19 protein-coding genes are annotated in these 18,675 nt (G+C 62.6%); 14 read left to right on the top strand and 5 right to left on the bottom strand.

The window, feature by feature from the left end; translation table 11 throughout:
* The first annotated feature begins 66 nt into the window (after positions 1-66).
* A complete protein-coding gene (locus tag PARACOCCUSGL_RS0115070; RefSeq protein WP_010398237.1) occupies positions 67-651 on the top strand; it encodes a DNA-3-methyladenine glycosylase I in 585 nt (194 codons plus the stop codon).
* On the opposite strand, the gene PARACOCCUSGL_RS0115065 is transcribed toward PARACOCCUSGL_RS0115070, so the two are convergent.
* Complete coding sequence (locus tag PARACOCCUSGL_RS0115065) at positions 629-1,171, bottom strand: TlpA disulfide reductase family protein (protein WP_010398234.1); 543 nt, start codon at positions 1,169-1,171, stop codon at positions 629-631. The genes PARACOCCUSGL_RS0115070 and PARACOCCUSGL_RS0115065 overlap by 23 nt on opposite strands.
* Before the next feature lie 22 nt (positions 1,172-1,193).
* Between PARACOCCUSGL_RS0115065 and argH the strand changes: the two genes are divergently transcribed.
* The 5 genes from argH to PARACOCCUSGL_RS0115040 all read left to right on the top strand — a co-directional run bounded on the left by argH (position 1,194) and on the right by PARACOCCUSGL_RS0115040 (position 6,880).
* Complete coding sequence (gene argH, locus PARACOCCUSGL_RS0115060) at positions 1,194-2,603, top strand: argininosuccinate lyase (RefSeq protein ID WP_010398232.1); 1,410 nt, start codon at positions 1,194-1,196, stop codon at positions 2,601-2,603.
* On the top strand, positions 2,600-2,755 hold the full coding sequence (locus PARACOCCUSGL_RS22200; protein ID WP_010398230.1) for a hypothetical protein: 156 nt from the start codon (positions 2,600-2,602) through the stop codon (positions 2,753-2,755). The genes argH and PARACOCCUSGL_RS22200 overlap by 4 nt, the downstream gene beginning before the upstream one ends.
* Positions 2,736-3,011 (top strand): DUF2834 domain-containing protein, encoded by a 276-nt coding sequence (locus tag PARACOCCUSGL_RS0115050; RefSeq protein WP_010398229.1) that lies wholly within the window; start codon positions 2,736-2,738, stop codon positions 3,009-3,011. The genes PARACOCCUSGL_RS22200 and PARACOCCUSGL_RS0115050 overlap by 20 nt, the downstream gene beginning before the upstream one ends.
* Positions 3,011-4,276 carry a diaminopimelate decarboxylase gene (gene lysA, locus PARACOCCUSGL_RS0115045; RefSeq protein WP_010398227.1) on the top strand — a complete coding sequence of 422 codons (1,266 nt, stop codon included), beginning with the start codon at positions 3,011-3,013 and terminating at the stop codon, positions 4,274-4,276. Before PARACOCCUSGL_RS0115050 ends, lysA begins: the two co-directional genes overlap by 1 nt.
* Before the next feature lie 90 nt (positions 4,277-4,366).
* Positions 4,367-6,880 (top strand): DUF4175 domain-containing protein, encoded by a 2,514-nt coding sequence (locus tag PARACOCCUSGL_RS0115040; protein WP_010398225.1) that lies wholly within the window; start codon positions 4,367-4,369, stop codon positions 6,878-6,880.
* 3 nt (positions 6,881-6,883) lie between these two features.
* Here the strand turns inward: PARACOCCUSGL_RS0115040 and PARACOCCUSGL_RS0115035 are convergent, their stop codons facing one another.
* A complete protein-coding gene (locus PARACOCCUSGL_RS0115035; RefSeq protein WP_010398224.1) occupies positions 6,884-7,843 on the bottom strand; it encodes a zinc-ribbon domain-containing protein in 960 nt (319 codons plus the stop codon).
* Positions 7,844-7,966: 123 nt separating this feature from the next.
* Between PARACOCCUSGL_RS0115035 and PARACOCCUSGL_RS0115030 the strand changes: the two genes are divergently transcribed.
* The 5 genes from PARACOCCUSGL_RS0115030 to PARACOCCUSGL_RS0115010 all read left to right on the top strand — a co-directional run bounded on the left by PARACOCCUSGL_RS0115030 (position 7,967) and on the right by PARACOCCUSGL_RS0115010 (position 12,124).
* Positions 7,967-8,641, top strand: a complete 675-nt coding sequence (locus tag PARACOCCUSGL_RS0115030) for a cell division ATP-binding protein FtsE (RefSeq protein ID WP_010398222.1) — start codon at positions 7,967-7,969, stop codon at positions 8,639-8,641.
* Positions 8,638-9,567 carry an ABC transporter permease gene (locus PARACOCCUSGL_RS0115025; protein ID WP_010398219.1) on the top strand — a complete coding sequence of 310 codons (930 nt, stop codon included), beginning with the start codon at positions 8,638-8,640 and terminating at the stop codon, positions 9,565-9,567. The genes PARACOCCUSGL_RS0115030 and PARACOCCUSGL_RS0115025 overlap by 4 nt, the downstream gene beginning before the upstream one ends.
* A complete protein-coding gene (locus tag PARACOCCUSGL_RS0115020; RefSeq protein ID WP_010398217.1) occupies positions 9,567-10,334 on the top strand; it encodes a 1-acyl-sn-glycerol-3-phosphate acyltransferase in 768 nt (255 codons plus the stop codon). The genes PARACOCCUSGL_RS0115025 and PARACOCCUSGL_RS0115020 overlap by 1 nt, the downstream gene beginning before the upstream one ends.
* 102 nt (positions 10,335-10,436) lie before the next feature.
* Positions 10,437-11,366 (top strand): ABC transporter ATP-binding protein, encoded by a 930-nt coding sequence (locus PARACOCCUSGL_RS0115015; protein ID WP_010398215.1) that lies wholly within the window; start codon positions 10,437-10,439, stop codon positions 11,364-11,366.
* Positions 11,363-12,124 (top strand): ABC transporter permease, encoded by a 762-nt coding sequence (locus PARACOCCUSGL_RS0115010; RefSeq protein WP_010398213.1) that lies wholly within the window; start codon positions 11,363-11,365, stop codon positions 12,122-12,124. Before PARACOCCUSGL_RS0115015 ends, PARACOCCUSGL_RS0115010 begins: the two co-directional genes overlap by 4 nt.
* 54 nt (positions 12,125-12,178) lie before the next feature.
* Here the strand turns inward: PARACOCCUSGL_RS0115010 and PARACOCCUSGL_RS0115005 are convergent, their stop codons facing one another.
* Complete coding sequence (locus tag PARACOCCUSGL_RS0115005; RefSeq protein ID WP_227493403.1) at positions 12,179-12,652, bottom strand: hypothetical protein; 474 nt, start codon at positions 12,650-12,652, stop codon at positions 12,179-12,181.
* 106 nt (positions 12,653-12,758) lie between these two features.
* On the opposite strand from PARACOCCUSGL_RS0115005, the gene rimO reads away from it, so the two are divergent.
* From rimO to ettA, 3 genes are all read left to right on the top strand, one after another.
* Complete coding sequence (rimO, locus tag PARACOCCUSGL_RS0115000; RefSeq protein ID WP_029372368.1) at positions 12,759-14,126, top strand: 30S ribosomal protein S12 methylthiotransferase RimO; 1,368 nt, start codon at positions 12,759-12,761, stop codon at positions 14,124-14,126.
* 78 nt (positions 14,127-14,204) lie between these two features.
* Complete coding sequence (locus PARACOCCUSGL_RS0114995) at positions 14,205-15,062, top strand: sulfotransferase (RefSeq protein ID WP_010398207.1); 858 nt, start codon at positions 14,205-14,207, stop codon at positions 15,060-15,062.
* A gap of 70 nt (positions 15,063-15,132) precedes the next feature.
* Complete coding sequence (gene ettA, locus PARACOCCUSGL_RS0114990) at positions 15,133-16,788, top strand: energy-dependent translational throttle protein EttA (protein ID WP_010398205.1); 1,656 nt, start codon at positions 15,133-15,135, stop codon at positions 16,786-16,788.
* A 52-nt stretch (positions 16,789-16,840) separates the two neighbouring features.
* Here ettA and PARACOCCUSGL_RS0114985 read toward each other — a convergent pair whose 3' ends face one another.
* The gene (locus PARACOCCUSGL_RS0114985; RefSeq protein WP_138918365.1) at positions 16,841-17,668 is read right to left on the bottom strand and encodes a glycosyltransferase; all 828 of its coding nucleotides are present in this window, start codon (positions 17,666-17,668) and stop codon (positions 16,841-16,843) included.
* On the bottom strand, positions 17,665-18,675 hold a 1,011-nt coding region (locus PARACOCCUSGL_RS20700), incomplete at its 5' end, for a DUF563 domain-containing protein (RefSeq protein WP_237701531.1). The genes PARACOCCUSGL_RS0114985 and PARACOCCUSGL_RS20700, both read right to left, overlap by 4 nt.

Raw genomic sequence — 18,675 nt, 5'->3', positions numbered from 1 at the left:
TCTGGCGATGATGTCCTAACATCGCGTAAACTCTGTCTGCTTTCTCAATTCGAGGTTAACGTTTCCTTGCCTGATGTGATCAAACGCTGTGCCTGGTGCGGGTCAGACCCGCTATATGTCGCCTATCACGACCACGAATGGGGCGTGCCCGAATATGATTCGCGGGCATTGTGGGAAAAGCTGGTGCTGGACGGTTTTCAGGCCGGGCTGAGCTGGATCACCATCCTGCGCAAGCGCGAGACTTTTCGCGAGGTTTTCGAGGGATTTGACCCTGAGCGTGTCGCCGTCTGGGAAGAGGCCGAGATGGCCCGCGCTCTGCAAAACCCCGGCATCATCCGCCATCGCGGCAAGATCGAGGCGGCGGTCAAAAGCGCGCGGCTGTTTCTTGAGATTGAGGAAAGCGAGGGGTTTTCGCCCTTTATCTGGTCCTTTGTCGGCGGGCGGCCGATCCAGAACCATTTCGCCGCCATGAGCGATGTGCCCGTCAAGACCGCAGAATCAGAGGCGATGTCCAAGGCGTTGAAAAAGCGTGGTTTCAACTTTTGCGGACCGGTGATCACCTATGCCTTCATGCAGGCCTGCGGGCTGGTCAACGATCACATGACAGGCTGTCCCTGCCACGCCCGGATCAAGGCGCTATCGCCTGCCTGATCAGCTCTTTGGCGGTGTCGGACGACCAGTCCGCCCCGCCGATCAGTCGCGCTATTTCATTGCCGTCGCGGTCGATCAGTACCGTTACCGGCATACCCATCACACCCATTTGGCGCGCAAGCTGTTGGCGCGGGTCCAGGCGCACGGGCAGGTTGGTGATGTTTTCCTCATCCAGAAACTTGCGCACGGCTGGCGGTGGGTTGTGGCCCGCGGCGATGGCGACGACCTCGAAATCCTCGCCGCCCATTTCGGCCTGCAACGCGTCCAGCGAAGGCATCTCTTCGCGGCAGGGCGCGCACCAGGTCGCCCAAAAATTCAACAGCACCACTTTGCCTTTCCAGTCGGCAAGGCTGTGGGTGCCGCCCTCGGGGTCGGTAAAGGTGGTTTCGGGCACGGCCACCGGCTCGGTCCGGGTCAGCTTGGCCAGCCCGCCATCACTGGCGGCCTGCCAGTCGATTTCCCCCGCGAAAGCGGCATTTGCACCAAAGAGCAGCGCCGTATAAAGAACCAGCCAACGCATTTCACCCCCCGAAGGACAAGTCATGACCGAGCAGCCCAGCAGCACCGCTAACCAGATGTGGGGCGGACGTTTCGCCGCAGGCCCGGACGCGATCATGGAGGCAATCAACGCCTCGATCGGCTTCGACCAGCGGCTTTATGCCCAGGACATCCGGGGCAGCCGCGCCCATGCAGCGATGCTTGCCGCGCAAGGCATCATCAGCACTAGCGATGCCGAGGCGATCGGGGAAGGGCTGCTCACGGTCTTGTCAGAGATCGAGAAGGGCGATTTTCCCTTTTCGACCGCGCTGGAAGATATCCACATGAACGTGGAATCACGCCTGAAAGAGCTGATCGGAGAGCCGGCGGGCCGCCTGCACACGGCCCGTTCGCGTAATGATCAGGTGGCGACGGATTTTCGCCTGTGGGTGCGCGGGCAATGCGATGCGGCAATCGAGGGGCTTGGCGCGCTGATCCGCGCTGCTTTGTCGCAGGCCGAGCGGGGCGCGGATTGGGTGATGCCGGGCTTTACCCACCTGCAGACCGCCCAGCCCGTTACCTGGGGTCATCACATGATGGCCTATGTCGAGATGTTCGGCCGCGACCTGTCACGCTTTGAGGATGCGCGGCGGCGGATGAATGAATCGCCCCTTGGTGCGGCGGCGCTTGCCGGGACGAGCTTTCCCATCGACCGCGAGGCGACGGCGCGGGCGCTGGGCTTTGACCGGCCGATGGCGAACAGCCTTGATGCGGTCAGCGACCGGGATTTCGCGCTGGAGTTCCTTTCGGCCTCGGCGATCTGCGCGGTCCATCTGTCGCGGCTGGCCGAAGAGCTGGTGATCTGGTCCTCGGCCCAGTTCCGCTTTGTCACGCTGTCGGATCGTTTCTCGACTGGCTCGTCGATCATGCCGCAGAAAAAGAACCCCGACGCGGCCGAGCTGATCCGGGCCAAGATCGGCCGCATTCTTGGCGCAGCGGTGGCATTGTTCGTGGTGATGAAGGGCCTGCCCCTGGCCTATTCCAAGGACATGCAAGAGGATAAGGAACAGGTCTTTGACGCCGCCGACAACCTGATGCTGGCACTGGCGGCGATGACAGGGATGCTGTCGGACCTGACCGCGAATCGCGAGCGGCTCGAAGCGGCTGCCGGGGCGGGGTTTTCGGCCCCGGCCGGTCTTGCTGACTGGCTGGTGCGCGAGGCCGGCTTGCCCTTCCGCGATGCCCATCACGTCACGGGTGCATTGGTTGCCATGGCCGAGAAACAGGGGATCGACCTGCCCGATCTGTCGCTTGAGCAGATGCAGTCGGTCCATCCCGCAATCACCGCGGATATCTATGGCGTGCTTGGCGTGCATAATTCCGTCGCCTCGCGCACCAGCTATGGCGGCACCGCTCCGGCGCAGGTTCGCGCCCAGATCGCGCGCTGGAAGCAGAAACTGGGAGAGATCGCATGACGCAACCCCTGCTGTTTGCGCTGTTCGCGCTGATTTTGGCCACTCTGGCCGCCTGCGGTGTGGATGGCCCGCCGACCCGGCCCGAACCCACCCCCGAACCGGGGCTGCATATCAGCGGAGAGGCGCAGATCGGTGTCGTCTCGAAGCTCTGAGCTGACACCGGTCCGGCTGGTCTGGGCGGGGCTTACGCTTTTTGGCGCGGCCCTGGCGTTATGGCGGGGCGAGGTGTTGTGGCGTGGGGCCGGGGGGTCGGATCTTGTCGCTCATGCTACGCTGGCCTTCTGGTGTGTGATCGAGACAATGCAACGCCGCAACTGGATCGCGCTTCTGACGCTGCCGGCGCTGGCGCTGGGACTTGGTTGCGCGCTGCCGCTTTATTTATTCATCCGCTCTCGCAGGATCGCCTGATGGATCACTTTAACTATGTCGATGGCTGGCTTCATGCCGAAGAGGTGTCGCTGAGCCGTATCGCGGCCGAGGTCGGAACCCCGGTCTATGTCTATTCGACCGCGACGCTGACCCGCCATTTCCGGCTGTTCCAGCAGGCGCTGAACTGGACCGATCATCTGGTCTGTTTCGCGGTCAAGGCGAACTCGAATATCGCTGTGCTCAAGCTTCTGGGTGACCTGGGCGCGGGCATGGATATCGTCTCGGCCGGGGAATACGCCCGGGCGCGGGCGGCGGGCGTGCCGGGCGAACGGATCGTCTTTTCAGGCGTCGGCAAGACCGAGGCCGAGATGCGCATGGCGCTGGAAGGCGGCATCCGCCAGTTCAACGTCGAATCCGAGCCCGAGCTTGAGGTTTTGTCCCGCGTTGCAGTTTCGATGGGGGTCGAGGTGCCGATCGCCGTGCGTGTCAACCCCGACGTGGATGCCAGGACGCATGAAAAGATTGCCACCGGCAAATCGGAAAACAAGTTCGGCATTCCAATCGCCCGCGCGCGCGAAGTCTATGCCAATGCCGCGCGTCTGCCCGGGATAAAGGTGGTCGGCCTCGACATGCATATCGGCAGCCAGCTGACCGATCTTGAACCTTACCGGCAGGCCTATGCCAAAATGGCCGACCTGACCCGCGCGCTGCGCGCCGACGGACATCAGATCACCCGGCTCGACATGGGCGGGGGGCTGGGGATTCCCTATCGCCGCGACAATAACGCGCCGCCTCTGCCCATCGAATACGGACAGGTGATCCGCGATGCGGTTGGCGATCTGGGCTGCGAGATCGAGATTGAGCCCGGTCGCAATATCGCGGGCAATGCCGGTATACTTTTGTCCTCGGTCATCTATCTGAAAGAGGGTGAGGGGCGGGATTTCCTGATTCTGGATGCCGCCATGAACGATCTGATCCGTCCGGCGATGTATTCGGCCCATCACGACATCGTTCCGGTGCGCGAGGCTGCGCCGGGAACCGAGGTTGCGCCCTACGACGTGGTCGGTCCGGTCTGCGAAACCGGCGACACCTTCCAGAAGGGGACTCAGCTTCCCACGCTGGCGCCCGCAGATCTGGTGGCGCTGCGCTCGGCCGGGGCCTATGGAGCGGTGATGGCCTCGGAGTACAACTCGCGCCCGCTGGTGCCCGAGGTGTTGGTCAATGGCGATCAATTCGCCGTCATCCGTGCGCGACCGACGCTTGAGGAAATGCTGGGACGCGATACCATCCCGGAATGGCTCTGATCGCTCAATCCCGTGCCGCTCTGGCCAGGGGGTCCACTCTCCCGGGCCTTCGTGGGATATTTGTCCACGAAAGAATGAGGGGGCGGGGCAATGACGCCAGCTGAACAGCGCCGGATCGCGCGCGCGGTCGCTTTGACCCGCGCCGGCATGTGGTGGGAGGCTTTGGCCGCCGCCTTCTGGCCTTTGGCGCTGATCGTTGCGCTGACGCTTGCGGCGCTGGCCTTTGGCGTGACCGATCTTTTCTCATCACGCGCGCTTTTGTGGCTTATTGGCTTTGTCGCACTGGCCGTTGTCGCGGCGGCGGGCTGGGGCATCTGGCGCTTTCGCCGCCCTTCGGCCGAGGCAGCGCGGCTGCGCGTTGATCTTACCCTGCCCGGACGTCCCTTGTCCGCCCTGCGTGACCGCGTTGCAGTCGGTGCCGGGGATGAGGGGGCGGATGCGCTGTGGCGCGCCCATCTTGCGCGGATGCGGGCCACTGCCCTTGCCGCGCGGCCAGTCGCACCTGATGCGCGGCTGCGCTGGCGCGATCCCGCCGGGTTGCGGCTTGCCGGGATGGTGGCGCTGGTCATGGCGCTGATCTTTGCCCCGGCAGGTCAGCTGGGACAGGGGCTTGCTGCCCTTGGCGCGACGTTTCGCCCCCAGCTTGCCGAACGACCAGAGACTGAATCCGCGCCTTCATGGGAGGGCTGGGCCGAGCCGCCAGCCTATACCCGCCGCCCGACGCTTTACCTGAACGCATTGCCCGAGGGGCAGTTGCTGGAACTGCCCAAAGGTTCAAAGCTAAGCTTCCGGCTTTATGGCGAGGGGGGCGAGATCACGCAGGACATTGGTGCTGCGGTGCCGGGTGGCGACCCTGCCGCACCAGAGTTCATGGCTGAACGTGACGGCGTGATCGAGGTTTCGGGCCGCCGTTTCGATGTGACCGTTCTGCCCGATGCTGCGCCCGAGGTGCAGCCCGGCAAGGCACCCGAACGGCGCGCTGACGGGCGTCTGGTGCAGGATTTTACTGCCAGTGACGACAATGGCATAGCGGCGGGGCAGGCTGTGATCACGCTGAACCTTGCCGCGGTTGATCGCCGCTTTGGCCTTGCGGTTGAGCCTGAGCCGCGCGACGCGGTGGCGCTTGATCTGCCTCTGCCTGCAAGCGGCAATCGCAATGAGATCCGGGGGCGGCTGGTCAGCGACCTGTCGCGCCACCCTTGGGCGAACCTGCCTGTTACCATCTCGCTGAAGGTCGAGGACGGGATCGCGCAAGAGGGCGTCTCGGCCCCGATGCAGATGATCCTGCCCGGGCGGCGCTTTTTTGATCCGCTTGCGGCCGCGTTGATCGAAGTGCGGCGTGATCTGCTGTGGTCGCGCGAGAATATGCGCCGTAGTGCACAGATCCTGCGTGCGGCAAGCTGGCAGCCCGACGGCTTTATGGATCAGGAGCTTTATCAGGGTCTGCACGGCGTTATCGGTACGCTCGAATCCGGTGAACTGACCGAAGAAGCACGCAACAAGCTGGCGCAGGTCCTGTGGGATGCGGCGGTGGCGCTTGAGGATGGCGGGCTTGCCGATGCGCTTGAGCGGATGCAGCAGGCGCAAGAGCGGCTATCGGAGGCGATTCGCAATGGCGCCAGCCCCGATGAGGTCCAGCGCCTGATGAATGAGCTGAAACAGGCGACCGATGAATATCTGGATATGCTGGCGCAGCAGCAGAGCACGGATCCTTCCGAACGGTTCGGCCGCTCACCCCGGAACAATCAGACCATCACCGGCGACCAGATCCAGCAGATGATGGATGAGATCCAGCGCCTGATGAACGAAGGCCGTATGGCCGAGGCGCAAGAGCTGCTCGAACAGTTCAACCGCATGATGCAGAACATGCGCGTGACCGAGTCCGAGGGCGGCTCGGGTGGTCGTCAGCGGCCCTCGGACCGGTTGGCCGAGACGCTGCGGGACCAGCAGAAGCTGGCCGACGAGGCGATGCGCCAGATGCAGAACCAGTTCGGTCAATGGATGCAGGGTGAGGACCAGCAGAGCCAGCAAGGCGATCAGGAAAACCAGTCGCTTGCCGACCGCCAGCGTGCGCTGCGCGAGGACCTGGGCCGGCAGCGCGGTCTTTTGCCCGGTCGCGGCACGCCTCAGGGCGAAGAGGCACGGCGTCAGCTCGACGAGGCCGGGCGCGCGATGGAAGAGGCCGAGGATGCCTTGCGTCGCGGTGATGCAGGGGGTGCGATGGAGGGGCAGGCGCAGGCCCTGCAATCCATGCGTGAGGGTATGCGCGCGCTTGGCGACATGATGGCGCGTGATCAGCAGCAGGGGCAGGAGGGCGCGCCACAGCAGGGCGGCCAGCAGGATGGACCCGAGGGGCCGTCGGGCGATCCGCGCGGTCAGCGCGGGCTGGCGCAGCCCTATGACCGCCGTCCGCAGACCGATCCTCTGGGCCGGTCCTTGTCGGGCGATGGTGGCTCAATCACAACCGGCGATCCTCTGGCCGAGGGGACGGACCCCTCACGCAAGGCGCGCGAGCTGCAGGACGAGATCCGCCGCCGCAGCGGCGAACGAGAGCGTCCGCGGGATGAGCGTGATTATCTGGGCCGTCTGCTGGAGAATTTTTAAGGGCTATTCGCCAAGAATGCGATCGTGCAGCCAAAGTCGGCCGCGATCGACCTGTTCACGCCATTCGGTCAGAATGCCGCCTTCGGTGCCCGCCGTCAGCCGGGGCGTCAGCGCGTAAAGCGCAACAAGTCCCAATGCCAGAAGCACCGCAAGACCAAAGCCCGCGCCATAGCCCGAAGAGCGGCGCGGCTGCGGGATCAGTGCTGGTACAGGCGCAGGACGCGGCGGTGAGGGTGCCGATTCTACAGCCGCTGGCTCAATCTCTGCCGCAGGGCGAAGCAGGGGGCTGCCCAGAGATACGGGTGCCTCATCCTCATCTTTTGCCGGGTAACTGGCCTCGGCGTTGTCCGGTGCTGCTGAGGGCTGGATAAGCGGACGGGTCAGCGTCGCCGCCAGCTCTTCGGCATCGGGCAAAGCCGGGGCTATCGAGTCGGGCCAGTCGGGTTCGGGCCCGGCCTGCATGGTTTCCGCGGGTTCGGTGGGAGCGGGGGCATCTGGTTGCCCGGCTGGATGGCTCGTCGGCTTGTCGACGGGTGGTGCAGATTCGGTTCCGGTCACCGTGGTTGCGGGCCAGTCACTGGCCGGCTCGACCGCTTCCGGGATCTCGGGGGCGGTCGCGGGCGGTTTCTGATGGGGTTCAGGCTCGGCTGTCGCGGGATTGTGATCGGCTGCAGCGGCACGCTGTTCGGTGGCGCGGGCACGCATTTCACGCTCAGCCTCTTCGCGCAGGATTGACAGAACCGATTCGTCCAGCGGCCTGCTCAATACCGCAGAGGTGGCGGAATCGCCCCCCGCTGATGCCGTGGCCGACAGCGGGCGGACAGGGTTCACCACAGATTTTTCCGCCCTTGCCTGACGCCAGACATGTCCGCAGGCCGAACATTCGACCTCGCGTCCCGCAGGGGGAATGGCAGATTCCGCGATCTCGTACTGAGCCGCGCAGCGGGGGCAGGTAAGGCGCATGGGCGGGTCTTTCGGCTCCGGACGGGGCTGTTTCGATGATGCGGGCGTCTCGCATTCGCCGCGGGACTGTTCTATCAAGCCAGGAACCGCGCGCCAAGCAGCCCGCACGGAAAGGGACCACCAGTGATCGAGATGCAGAACCTGTCCTTCGGTTACAGCGGCAACGATCCGCTGTTGGCCGATATGTCGCTGACACTACAGCCGGGCTCGTTCCATTTCCTGACCGGCCCGTCGGGGGCGGGCAAGACGACATTCCTGCGGCTTTGTTATGCCGATCTTTTGCCGACCGCCGGGCGGATGACCGCCTTTGGTCAGGATGTGCGCGGCCTGTCGCGCGATGGCATTGCGGCGCTGCGTCGCCGGGTCGGGGTGGTGCACCAGGATACCCAGTTTCTGGACCACCTGCCGGTGGCTGAAAACATCGCTCTGCCGCTGATCGTTTCGGGTCAGCAGGTCGATATGGCTGCGCTGGGGGATCTGCTTGCCTGGGTTCAGCTTTCGGGCCACGCTCGCGCCCGGCCGCCCGAACTGTCGGGGGGTGAGAGGCAGCGCGCGGCGCTTGCCCGTGCCGTCATCATGTCGCCCGACCTGATTCTGGCGGATGAACCGACCGGCAACCTTGATTGGGATATGTCGATGCGGCTCTTGCAGCTCTTGATCGAGCTGAACCGTTCGGGCAAGGCGGTGCTGATTGCCACCCATGACCTGAACCTGATCCGTGCTGCCAAACAGCAGGTGCAGGCGCGGGTGCTGCGCATCGCGGGCAAAAGGCTGCAACTGGCAGGAGCGGACCTGTGAAGAAACCCGACCTGAAATCGCTGGATCTGGCGACCTTGTGGCGCGGGCTGACCCGCCCTGACCCGGCGGGAACCGATCGCGTCGTGCCTCCGACCGGGTTCACCGCGCAGCTGACGGTGTTCTCGGCAGCAGCCATGGCCTTTCTGGCGGTCTTTGCGCTGGCGCTGGCGCTGGCGACAGGACGTCTGGCCGAGCGGTGGTCGACCGAACTTGCGCAGACCGTGACTGTACGAATCGCAGCCCCCGAAAATCAGCTTGATGAGCAGACCGCCACGGTGATGGAGGTGCTCAAGACCACGCCCGGTATCGCCGAAGCCCGGCTTTTGCCCGACAGCGAGGTCGAACAGCTGCTTGAGCCCTGGTTTGGTCCTGACGTCCCGGTCGAGGCGCTGCCCGTGCCCCGGCTGATCGAAGTGACCGAGGACCGCGACGGCTTTGACGCCGAGGCGCTGCGCCTGCGTCTGCAGGGTGAGGCGCCGGGCGCGGTGCTGGACGATCATACCCGCTGGCGCCAGCCTTTGGTCTCGGCCGCGACGCGGTTGCGCGTGCTTGGGCTTTTTTCACTGCTGCTGATCGCGGCGGCTTCGGGGGCGATGATCACACTGGCCGCCAAGGCGGCGCTGGCGGCGAACGGGCAGGTGATCCGGGTGTTGCGGCTGATCGGTGCGCGCGACATCACCATCGCCACGGCCTTTGTACGCCGCTTTACCCGTCGCGCCGCCATGGGGTCCGTCGCAGGTATGGTGCTGGGCATGGCGGCGATCTGGGCGCTGCCCTCGGTCGATCAGGCGGGTGGGTTCCTGACCGGGCTTGGCTTTCATGGCTGGGGCTGGCTTTGGCCGTTGCTGATCCCGCTTTGCGCTGCCGGGATCGGATTTGTCGCCACGCGTTGGGCGGCGCTGAAGATGCTGCGCGAGGTGCGCTGATGAGCCTTTATCACCCGCGGAAAGCCTCGGTTCTCGACTGGCCGCTGGCGGTGATCTACTACCTTTACGCGGCGCTGGTGACGTTGGTGCTGGGCCTTTGGGGCCTGCCGCAGGTGCTGGTCCGCCCGGAACGCGCCCAGCGTGTCGCAAGCGTCTGGCTGGGCCAGATGCTGGGTGCTGCGCGGCTGATCCTTGGGGTGCGGGTCGAATATCGCGGCACGCCTCCGGTGGGCGATTGTATCGTCGCCTCAAAGCATCAAAGCTTTCTCGACATTCTTGCGCTTGCCCGCGCCTGTCCCCGCCGCGCTTTCGTGATGAAGCGCGAGGTGCTGCGCGTGCCGATCATGGGCTGGTTTGCCCGTAAGGTCGGTTGCATTCCCATCGACCGCGCCCGCGGCAAAGAGGCGATGAAGCAGATCATCTCTGGGATCGAGATCGCCCGCGCCCGCCCCGAGGGGCTGGGTCAGCTGATCATCTATCCCGAGGGCACCCGGACCCGTCCGGGACATAAGCTGCCCTACAAGCATGGCGCGGCGCTGATTCAGCGGGCCACCGGCCTGCCTGTCCATCCGGTTGCGGTGAACTGTGGCCTGTTCTGGCCCAAGCGCGGTATTCCGATCCGTGGCGGTACCACGGTGATCGAATTCCTGCCTCCGCTGCCTGCTGGTCCCCGTGCCGACGAGGTGATGGAGGCGCTTGAGGCCAGTATTGAAAGCGCCAGCGATCGCCTGCTGGCCGAGGCGGGCGGCGTTCGCCCGGCTGGCTGACGCAGGGTCAGGCCAAAACGTTTTACCATTGCACCGACCGGCGGTTGCGGTCCAACCTGCCCGGCGGATTCGCGGGTCTTTGGGCCGAAACAGGAGGACGGAATGCGTCCGATCATCGACATTGATCATTTGTCCAAACGCTACGACAGCGGCACGGTGGCGCTGAACGATGTCTCGTTGCAGATCAGCGAGGGCGAGATCCTTGCCCTGCTTGGCCCGAACGGAGCGGGCAAGACAACGATGATCTCGATCATCTGCGGGCTTGTCGTGCCAAGCGGTGGCACGGTGCGCGTCGGCGGGCATGACATTCGCAGGGACTGGCGCGCGGCGCGCAAGCTTATCGGGCTGGTGCCGCAGGAAATCGCACTTGAGCCCTTTGAAAAGGTTATCGACTGCGTGCGCTTTACCCGCGGCCTTTACGGTGCGCCGCCGGACGAGGCCTATATTGAAAAGCTGTTGCGCAGCCTTGCGCTTTGGGACAAGCGCGATGCCCGCACACGCGAACTGTCGGGCGGGATGAAGCGCCGGGTGCTGATTGCAAAAGCGTTGTCACACAGGCCCAAGGTGCTGTTTCTGGATGAACCCACTGCCGGGGTCGACGTCACCCTGCGGCGCGAAATGTGGCAGGGGGTGCAGGAACTGCGCAACGACGGCGTGACCATCATCCTGACCACGCATTATCTGGAAGAGGCCGAGGATATGGCTGACCGTATCGGCGTCATCAACCGAGGCGAGCTGTTGCTGGTCAAGCCCAAGGATGAGCTGATGGGAGAATTCGGTAAAAAACATCTGACCATCGCGCTGGACGTGCCGCTTGCGACCCTGCCGGCCGAACTTGCGGCGCGGGGTCTGACGCTTTCGGCGGATGGGCGTGAGATGGGCTATGATTATGACACCCGGGCCGAGCGTACCGGCATCGCCCGCCTGCTGGCCGATCTGGCTGAACGTGACATTGCCGTGCGCGATGTATCGACCAAGCAAAGCAGCCTCGAAGAAATCTTCATGTCCTTGCTCGAGGAGGAAACCGCATGAACTGGCGTTCCGCCCGCGCTATCTTTGGCCATGAAATGGCGCGCTTTTTCCGCACGGTCTGGCAATCGCTCGCCTCGCCGGTGCTGTCCACGGTGCTGTATTTCGTCGTCTTCGGTGCGGCTATCGGTGGCCGGATCCAGGCGATTGAGGGCGTGCCCTATGGCGCATTTATCGTGCCGGGGCTGATGATGCTGACCGTCCTGCAGCAATCGGTGGCCAATGCCAGTTTCGGCATCTATTTCCCGAAATTTTCGGGAACGATCTATGAGATCCTTGTTGCTCCGACCGGTTGGATCGAGGTGACGCTGGGCTTTGTCGGTGCGGCTGCCACCAAGGCGGTGATGATCGCGCTGGTGATCCTGTTGACCAGCTTTTGGTTCAACGGCGTCCATATTGCGCATCCGTTCTGGATGCTGGCCTTTCTGTTCCTGACCGCGCTTGGGTTTTCGCTTTTGGGCTTTATCATCGGGCTTTGGGCCAAGAACTTTGAACAGCTGCAGATCGTGCCGATGATGGTCATCACGCCGCTGGTGTTCCTTGGCGGCGCTTTCTATTCGGCCTCGATGCTGCCGCCTTTCTGGGAAGGGGTCGCTAAGCTGAACCCGGTGCTTTACCTGATCTCGGGCTTTCGCTGGAGCTTTTTCGGTCTTGCCGATGTGCCGGTCGGGCTGTCGCTTATCGCAGTGGGGCTGATGATCCTGATCTGCATGGCAATCATCCGCTGGATCTTTCTGACAGGATGGCGCCTGCGGGAATGACCGCCAGCGGGCAGGGGGTTAACGATCGGGGCAGCCGCGCAGGCCGCCCCTTTTTTATTTGCGGCACAGGCGGGTCTGCGGGTCCAGCCGCACATATTCCCGGGCCGAGATCTTGTGCATTTTGAGCGAATATTTCCACTCGCTGTTCCATTTGCGCAGGATGCCGTTGCGATAGAACTGGGCCATCAACTCATCGACCACCGGCGGGATAATGGTGGTGCCGGGCAGACGCGGGGCGTGAAAGCCGACCGTCGCCCTGGGGCTGAGGCAGGCATTGGGCATGGTGATGTAGATGGTGCAGGCCGAGCGGCAATAGCCCCGGATTTCGACCGGGCGGCCGCTGGCAACCAGACGGTTGCGGTGGCGGATCGTCTTTACGACATTGCCGCCCTTGTCGTTCATGATCACGATAGGCTGACCCCGGCCCCGGGCCTGAGCCTCGGACATGCCGGGCAGGGCGGTGATCGTGGCGCCAAGCCCCAGCATCAGGGCCAGCGCGGCAGCAAGGCGGTTGGTAAGAAGGCGCATCTTCATGTCCTTTGCTATGCCCTGCCGAACGCCCAGGACCAAATGACGTTCCGGCGAGCAACGCTTGGCGCTTAACAAGCGCCGCGACCCGCATTATATGCCGCGCATGAGCCAGAACCCGCCCCTGTTGCGCCCCGATCTAGCCCCTGCGCCCATCTTTGACACCAGTCGAAGAGAGGGCCAGCCCACCATTGGCATGGTCAGCCTTGGCTGCCCCAAGGCGCTGGTGGATAGTGAGCGCATCCTGACCCGCCTGCGCGCCGAGGGTTATGCCATCAGCCCCGACTATAAGGGCGCGGGTGCGGTGATCGTGAATACCTGCGGGTTTCTGGACAGCGCCAAGGCGGAATCGTTGCAAGCGATCGGCGAGGCTCTGGCCGAGAATGGCAAGGTCATCGTTACCGGCTGCCTTGGCGCCGAACCGGAATATATCACTGGCGCACATCCCAGCGTGCTGGCGGTGACCGGACCGCAGCAATATGAGCAGGTGCTGGATGCCGTTCATCACGCGGTACCGCCCAGCCCCGACCCTTTCATCGACCTGCTTCCGGCCTCGGGCGTCAGGCTGACGCCGCGCCATTACAGCTATCTGAAGATATCCGAGGGCTGCAACCACGCCTGCAAGTTCTGCATCATTCCCGATATGCGCGGCCGTCTGGTCAGCCGTCCGGCCCATGCCGTGATCCGCGAGGCCGAAAAGCTGGTCGAGGCAGGGGTGCGCGAGTTACTGGTCATCTCGCAGGACACCTCGGCCTATGGGCTGGACCGTAAATTCGCGACCGAACGCGGCCATCGCGCCCATATCACCGACCTGGCCCGCGATCTGGGTCAGCTTGGTGTCTGGGTTCGGCTGCACTATGTTTATCCCTATCCGCATGTGCGCGATCTGATCCCCCTGATGGCCGAGGGGCTGGTGCTGCCCTATCTCGACATTCCCTTCCAGCACGCCCACCCCGAGACGCTGCGCCGCATGGCCCGGCCTGCCGCGGCTGCAAAGACGCTGGACGAGATTGCGGCATGGCGCGCCATCTGCCCCGATATCACCCTGCGTTCGACCTTTATCGTTGGCTATCCCGGCGAGACCGAGGAAGAGTTCCAGACACTGCTGGATTGGCTCGACGAGGCACAGCTAGATCGGGTTGGCTGTTTCCAATACGAAAACGTCAGGGGTGCGCGGGCGAACGATCTGCCCGATCACGTGCCAGATGAGGTCAAACAGGAACGCTGGGACCGCTTTATGCAAAAGGCGCAGGCGATCTCGCAGGCGCGGCTTGCGGCCAAAGTCGGCCAGCGGCTTGATGTCATTGTCGACAGCATCGACGAAGAAGGCGCGACCTGTCGCACCAAGGCCGATGCGCCCGAGATTGACGGCAACCTCTTTATAGACGAAGGCTTTGCAGAGCTCTCACCCGGCGATATCGTCACTGTCACCGTGGATGAGGCAAGCGAATACGATCTCTGGGGCAGGATATAGCCAGCAATACTCGCGCAGGTTGTGACTTTGGGCGCGCTGGCTTATCAGGGGTGAAAAAGGCGCAGTACGGCGGAACAGATGAACTGGGATCCTGAAGGCAAGCCTCGCAAACCTGATTTCCTGTGCATTGGCGCCCAAAAAGCCGGCACGACGTGGTTGTCGCAGATGCTGTCGCAGCATCCCGGTGTGTGGACGCCACCCTTCAAGGAAGCGCAGTTCTTTAACCACCGCTTTATCGAAGAACATCGCAAATGGTTGCCCTGGCATTTCCGCCGCAGCCGTCAGAACATCGAGAAACGCTGGACCTCGCGCGGGCAGGAAGTCCCGGCCGAGGTGGTGAGTTACATGGATCGCGTGACGCGCCAGCCCATGTTTACGAACCATTGGTACAAGCTGGTCTTTGCCCCTGCGCCTGCGGGAACCAAGGCGATTGATGTGACGCCCGAATATTCGACCCTTCCGCAGGAGGGCGTTGATTTCGTGGCCAAGTTCCTGCCGCGCGCCAAGTTCATCTATATCATCCGCCATCCGGTGGACCGCGCGATTTCGCAGCTTAAGATGAACCTTACCCGCAAGGGCCGCAAACCCGCGACGGTCGAGGAGTGGCTGCAAGAGGTCGAGGATCCGGTCCTGATGCAGCGCGGTGACTACCTGAGCTATGTCCCGCGCTGGAGCGGGCATTTCGGTCCCGACCAGTTGCTTTATCTGCCCTTTGGCCGGATTGCCCGTGACCCCTTGGGCGTGCTGCGCCAGATCGAAGATTTCTTCGGCCTTAACCCTCATGACTATCGCGATATGGGCAAGAAAGTCTTTGCCTCGGGTCATGCGCTGGTGGTGCCCGACAAGGCCCGCGCCCGGCTGCGCGAAAAGCTTGAGCCGCAGTTCGAATTCCTTGAACGTCAGTTTGGCCCGGAATTCGTCAGCCAATTCCGGTGAGACTTTCCCTTTCCTGCCGGCTCGACTACATAGCGGCCAACTTCACGAATTTCAGAGACGGGGAACGATCATGGCCTCCTACCAGTATGTCTATCACATGGACGGGGTGTCCAAGACCTATCCGGGCGGAAAGAAGACCTTTGAAAACATCCGCCTGAACTTTCTGCCCGGCGTCAAGATCGGCGTTGTCGGCGTCAACGGTGCCGGTAAGTCGACGCTGCTGCGCATCATGGCCGGGATCGACAAGGACTTTACCGGCGAGGCCTGGGCCGCCAAAGGCGCAACCGTCGGCTATCTGCCGCAAGAGCCGCAACTGGACCCCAGCCTGAACGTGCGTGGCAACGTTATGGAGGGCGTCAAGGCCAAGCAGGCCAAGCTGGACCGCTATAACGAGCTGGCGATGAACTACTCGGACGAGACGGCCGAGGAAATGGCGCGCCTGCAGGATGAAATCGACGCCGAGAACCTGTGGGATCTCGACAGCCAGATCGACGTGGCGATGGAGGCCCTGCGCTGCCCGCCCGATGACGCGGATGTCGAAAGCCTTTCAGGGGGTGAGCGGCGGCGCGTGGCGCTGTGCAAGCTGCTGCTTGAACAGCCGGACATGCTGCTGCTTGACGAACCGACCAACCACCTGGACGCCGAAACGATTGCCTGGCTGCAAAAGCACCTGATCGAATATCCCGGCACCATCCTGATCGTGACTCACGACCGGTACTTCCTGGACGATATCACCGGCTGGATCCTTGAGCTCGACCGCGGCCGCGGCATTCCCTACGAAGGGAATTATTCAAGCTGGCTGGAACAAAAGGCCAAGCGGCTTGAGCAGGAAGCCCGTGAGGACAAGGCGCGTCACAAGACCCTTGAGCGCGAGTTGGAGTGGATCCGTGCCGGCGCCAAGGCACGTCAAGCCAAGCAAAAGGCCCGGATCAACGCCTATAACGAACTGGCCAGCCAGTCCGAGCGTGAAAAACTGACCCGCGCCCAGATCATCATTCCGAACGGCGAACGGCTGGGCAACAAGGTGATCGAGGTCAACGGGCTGCGCAAAGCCATGGGCGACAAGCTGTTGATCGAGGACCTGTCCTTCAGCCTGCCGCCGGGCGGTATTGTTGGCGTGATCGGCCCGAACGGTGCCGGTAAGTCCACCCTTTTCCGGATGCTGACCGGACAGGAACAGCCTGATGCTGGTGAGATCACCTACGGCGACACCGTCAAGCTGAGCTATGTCGATCAGTCGCGCGACGCGCTTGATCCCAACAAGACCGTGTGGGAAGAAATCTCGGGTGGGGCCGAACATATCGAGCTGGGTGACGCCTCGATGAACAGCCGCGCCTATTGCTCGGCCTTTAACTTCAAGGGCGGTGACCAACAGAAAAAGGTTGGCCTGCTCTCGGGCGGTGAACGCAACCGCGTGCATATGGCCAAGCTGCTGAAATCGGGCGGCAACGTGCTGCTGCTGGACGAACCGACCAACGACCTTGACGTCGAGACGTTGCAGGCGCTGGAAGCGGCGCTTGAAGATTTCGCTGGTTGCGCCGTCATCATCTCGCACGACCGCTTCTTCCTTGACCGGTTGTGCACCCATATCCTCGCGTTCGAGGGCGATGCCCATGTCGAGTGGTTCGAGGGCAACTTTGAGGATTACGAGGCTGACAAGATCCGCCGCCTTGGCCCGGATTCAGTCGAGCCAAAACGGGTGAAGTACAAGAAGTTCACCCGGTAGAAAAAAGGGGGCGGAAACGCCCCCTTTTCTTTTTTGCGGTATTGTGACCGGGTCAAAGACCTGCGGTTTTCGCCCCCTGGCCCTGGAGAAAATCGAAGTGCCGCTCGATTATGCGGTCCAGCTCTTCGCGTGAGGCTTTTTTCATGCCACGTTTCGCCAGAATTTCCTTGGCGTGGCGCGGGGTATCGTTCATCCCGTAATGGGTCACGATGCTTGGAACCGAGGGGTCGGTCAGGGCAACCATTACCGTCGGAATGCGGTAATGGGCAAAACCAAAGACGGTGCGTTGCGGGTGGCGTACCGCCACACCCACGCCGAGGAAGGGATTGAACCAGCGGTAAAGCCCCTGCGTCGGCCCATCAATGACCGAATAGATCACGGTGGGGAAGCTGACGGCAAAGGCGCCATGGGCTTTCCAAAGGGTGTCGCCGTGCTTGTGCAGCTTGCGGATATAATCCTTTGAGACGCAATCGTCGTCGTCCAGACGGAACTGCAAGCAATCCTTGAGCTCAAGGCCCATCTCTTCGAGTGTCTTGATCTGCGCGTCCGCAACATGCATCGGCGGGACAAAGCGCAGTTCGACATAGGGTCGCGCGTCGCAAAGGGCCTGCAGCTTTTGGCGGTAGGTCTTGGGCATCCGGTCCGAAGAGATCACCAGGAGTTTGAAATCCGGGTCGGTCTGAGCGTCCAGAGAGGCAAGAGTCAGCTGCTCAAAGGTCTCAAAGCGGGCGGCCATGCGCTCTTCGCTAAAGAGCTCTTTCTCTTTTTCCTTGAAGATCGGTTCGAGGTCCTTGTCCTCGACGTTGCGATAGGCTTTCCAGTCGCCCCGGCCAATCATGGAAAATCGGCATATGCCGACAATCGTCATCTTTCTAGTCATACCGCGAACCGTGCTTTAATCGGTGAATGTACAAGGTTTTTCCCGGCGCGGCGTTCGGCCTCGGCGACGTCGGCCTGGATGGTCTCATCAGTGGGAATATCCCACGGATCGTCAGCAGTCAGGAAGCCATGCTCGATCAGAGCGGTACGGATCTCGCCAAAATCCGCATGACCCCAGCTGTTATGGTTGGGTTTCTTGCCGGGTTCGAGATATTCTGCCACGAGGCTGTTGATCAGCAGCGGATCCTTGCCCATCATACCGCTGAGTTGCAGGCGCATGCTGTGATGTTCAGCGTTGTTTCTGCGCAGGATGACGGCGATCTCCTTGCCGGGATCAGCTGCCATGCCGGCCATGTGCAGGGCCGAAGTGTCAAGGCTGATGATCTTTTGCGCCGCGCGGTAAAGCGCGAACTGATCTTTCCAGGACAACTGTTCGGGGAAAACCGGAACATAGCCGGCACGGCTGAGGTTTTCCTCAAGCACAGCTTCGGCCAAAAGCCCGCCGTTCGCGATATACTTGGTACGCGAAATATAGATTTTTTCCGGTCCGTTCGGGGCAACCTTGCCTACGGTATTGCGCAGGAAGTTGCGGTATTCTTCGGTCCCGAAGGCGATGTCGCCCAGACCGAACCCCTGACCGGGAATGGTCAGCTTTTCGACAAGTGTCGGCTCACCGACCACCAGGGTCGGACATTTGATGTCGAAAATATCGAAAAGCTCGCGGTGGGGTTTTTTGAAATGCGTCAGGGTGGCGTGTTTTGGGGTAAAGATTATCCCGTCATAATCGTTGTTGGCCGCCCAAAGCCTGCTGATCGTCTCAGAGATGAAATGGCCGAAATGGCCATAATACATCCCGGCAAAAAGATAATGCCCCTCAAGCTTTGCGGTCGGTTCGGGCGCTTCTTCAAGGGCAAGGGACATGCGCCCGGCTCCGCGCCATTGGGCTGCCTCGGGGATGTCACCGTCCTTCCACACGCCGCTAGGGTCAGGACCCATTGATTTACGCTT

It is taken from the genome of Paracoccus sp. TRP (assembly GCF_000185925.1).
GTDB classification, from domain to species: Bacteria; Pseudomonadota; Alphaproteobacteria; order Rhodobacterales; family Rhodobacteraceae; genus Paracoccus; species Paracoccus kondratievae.
This window is presented reverse-complemented; position numbering and strand designations above follow the sequence as displayed.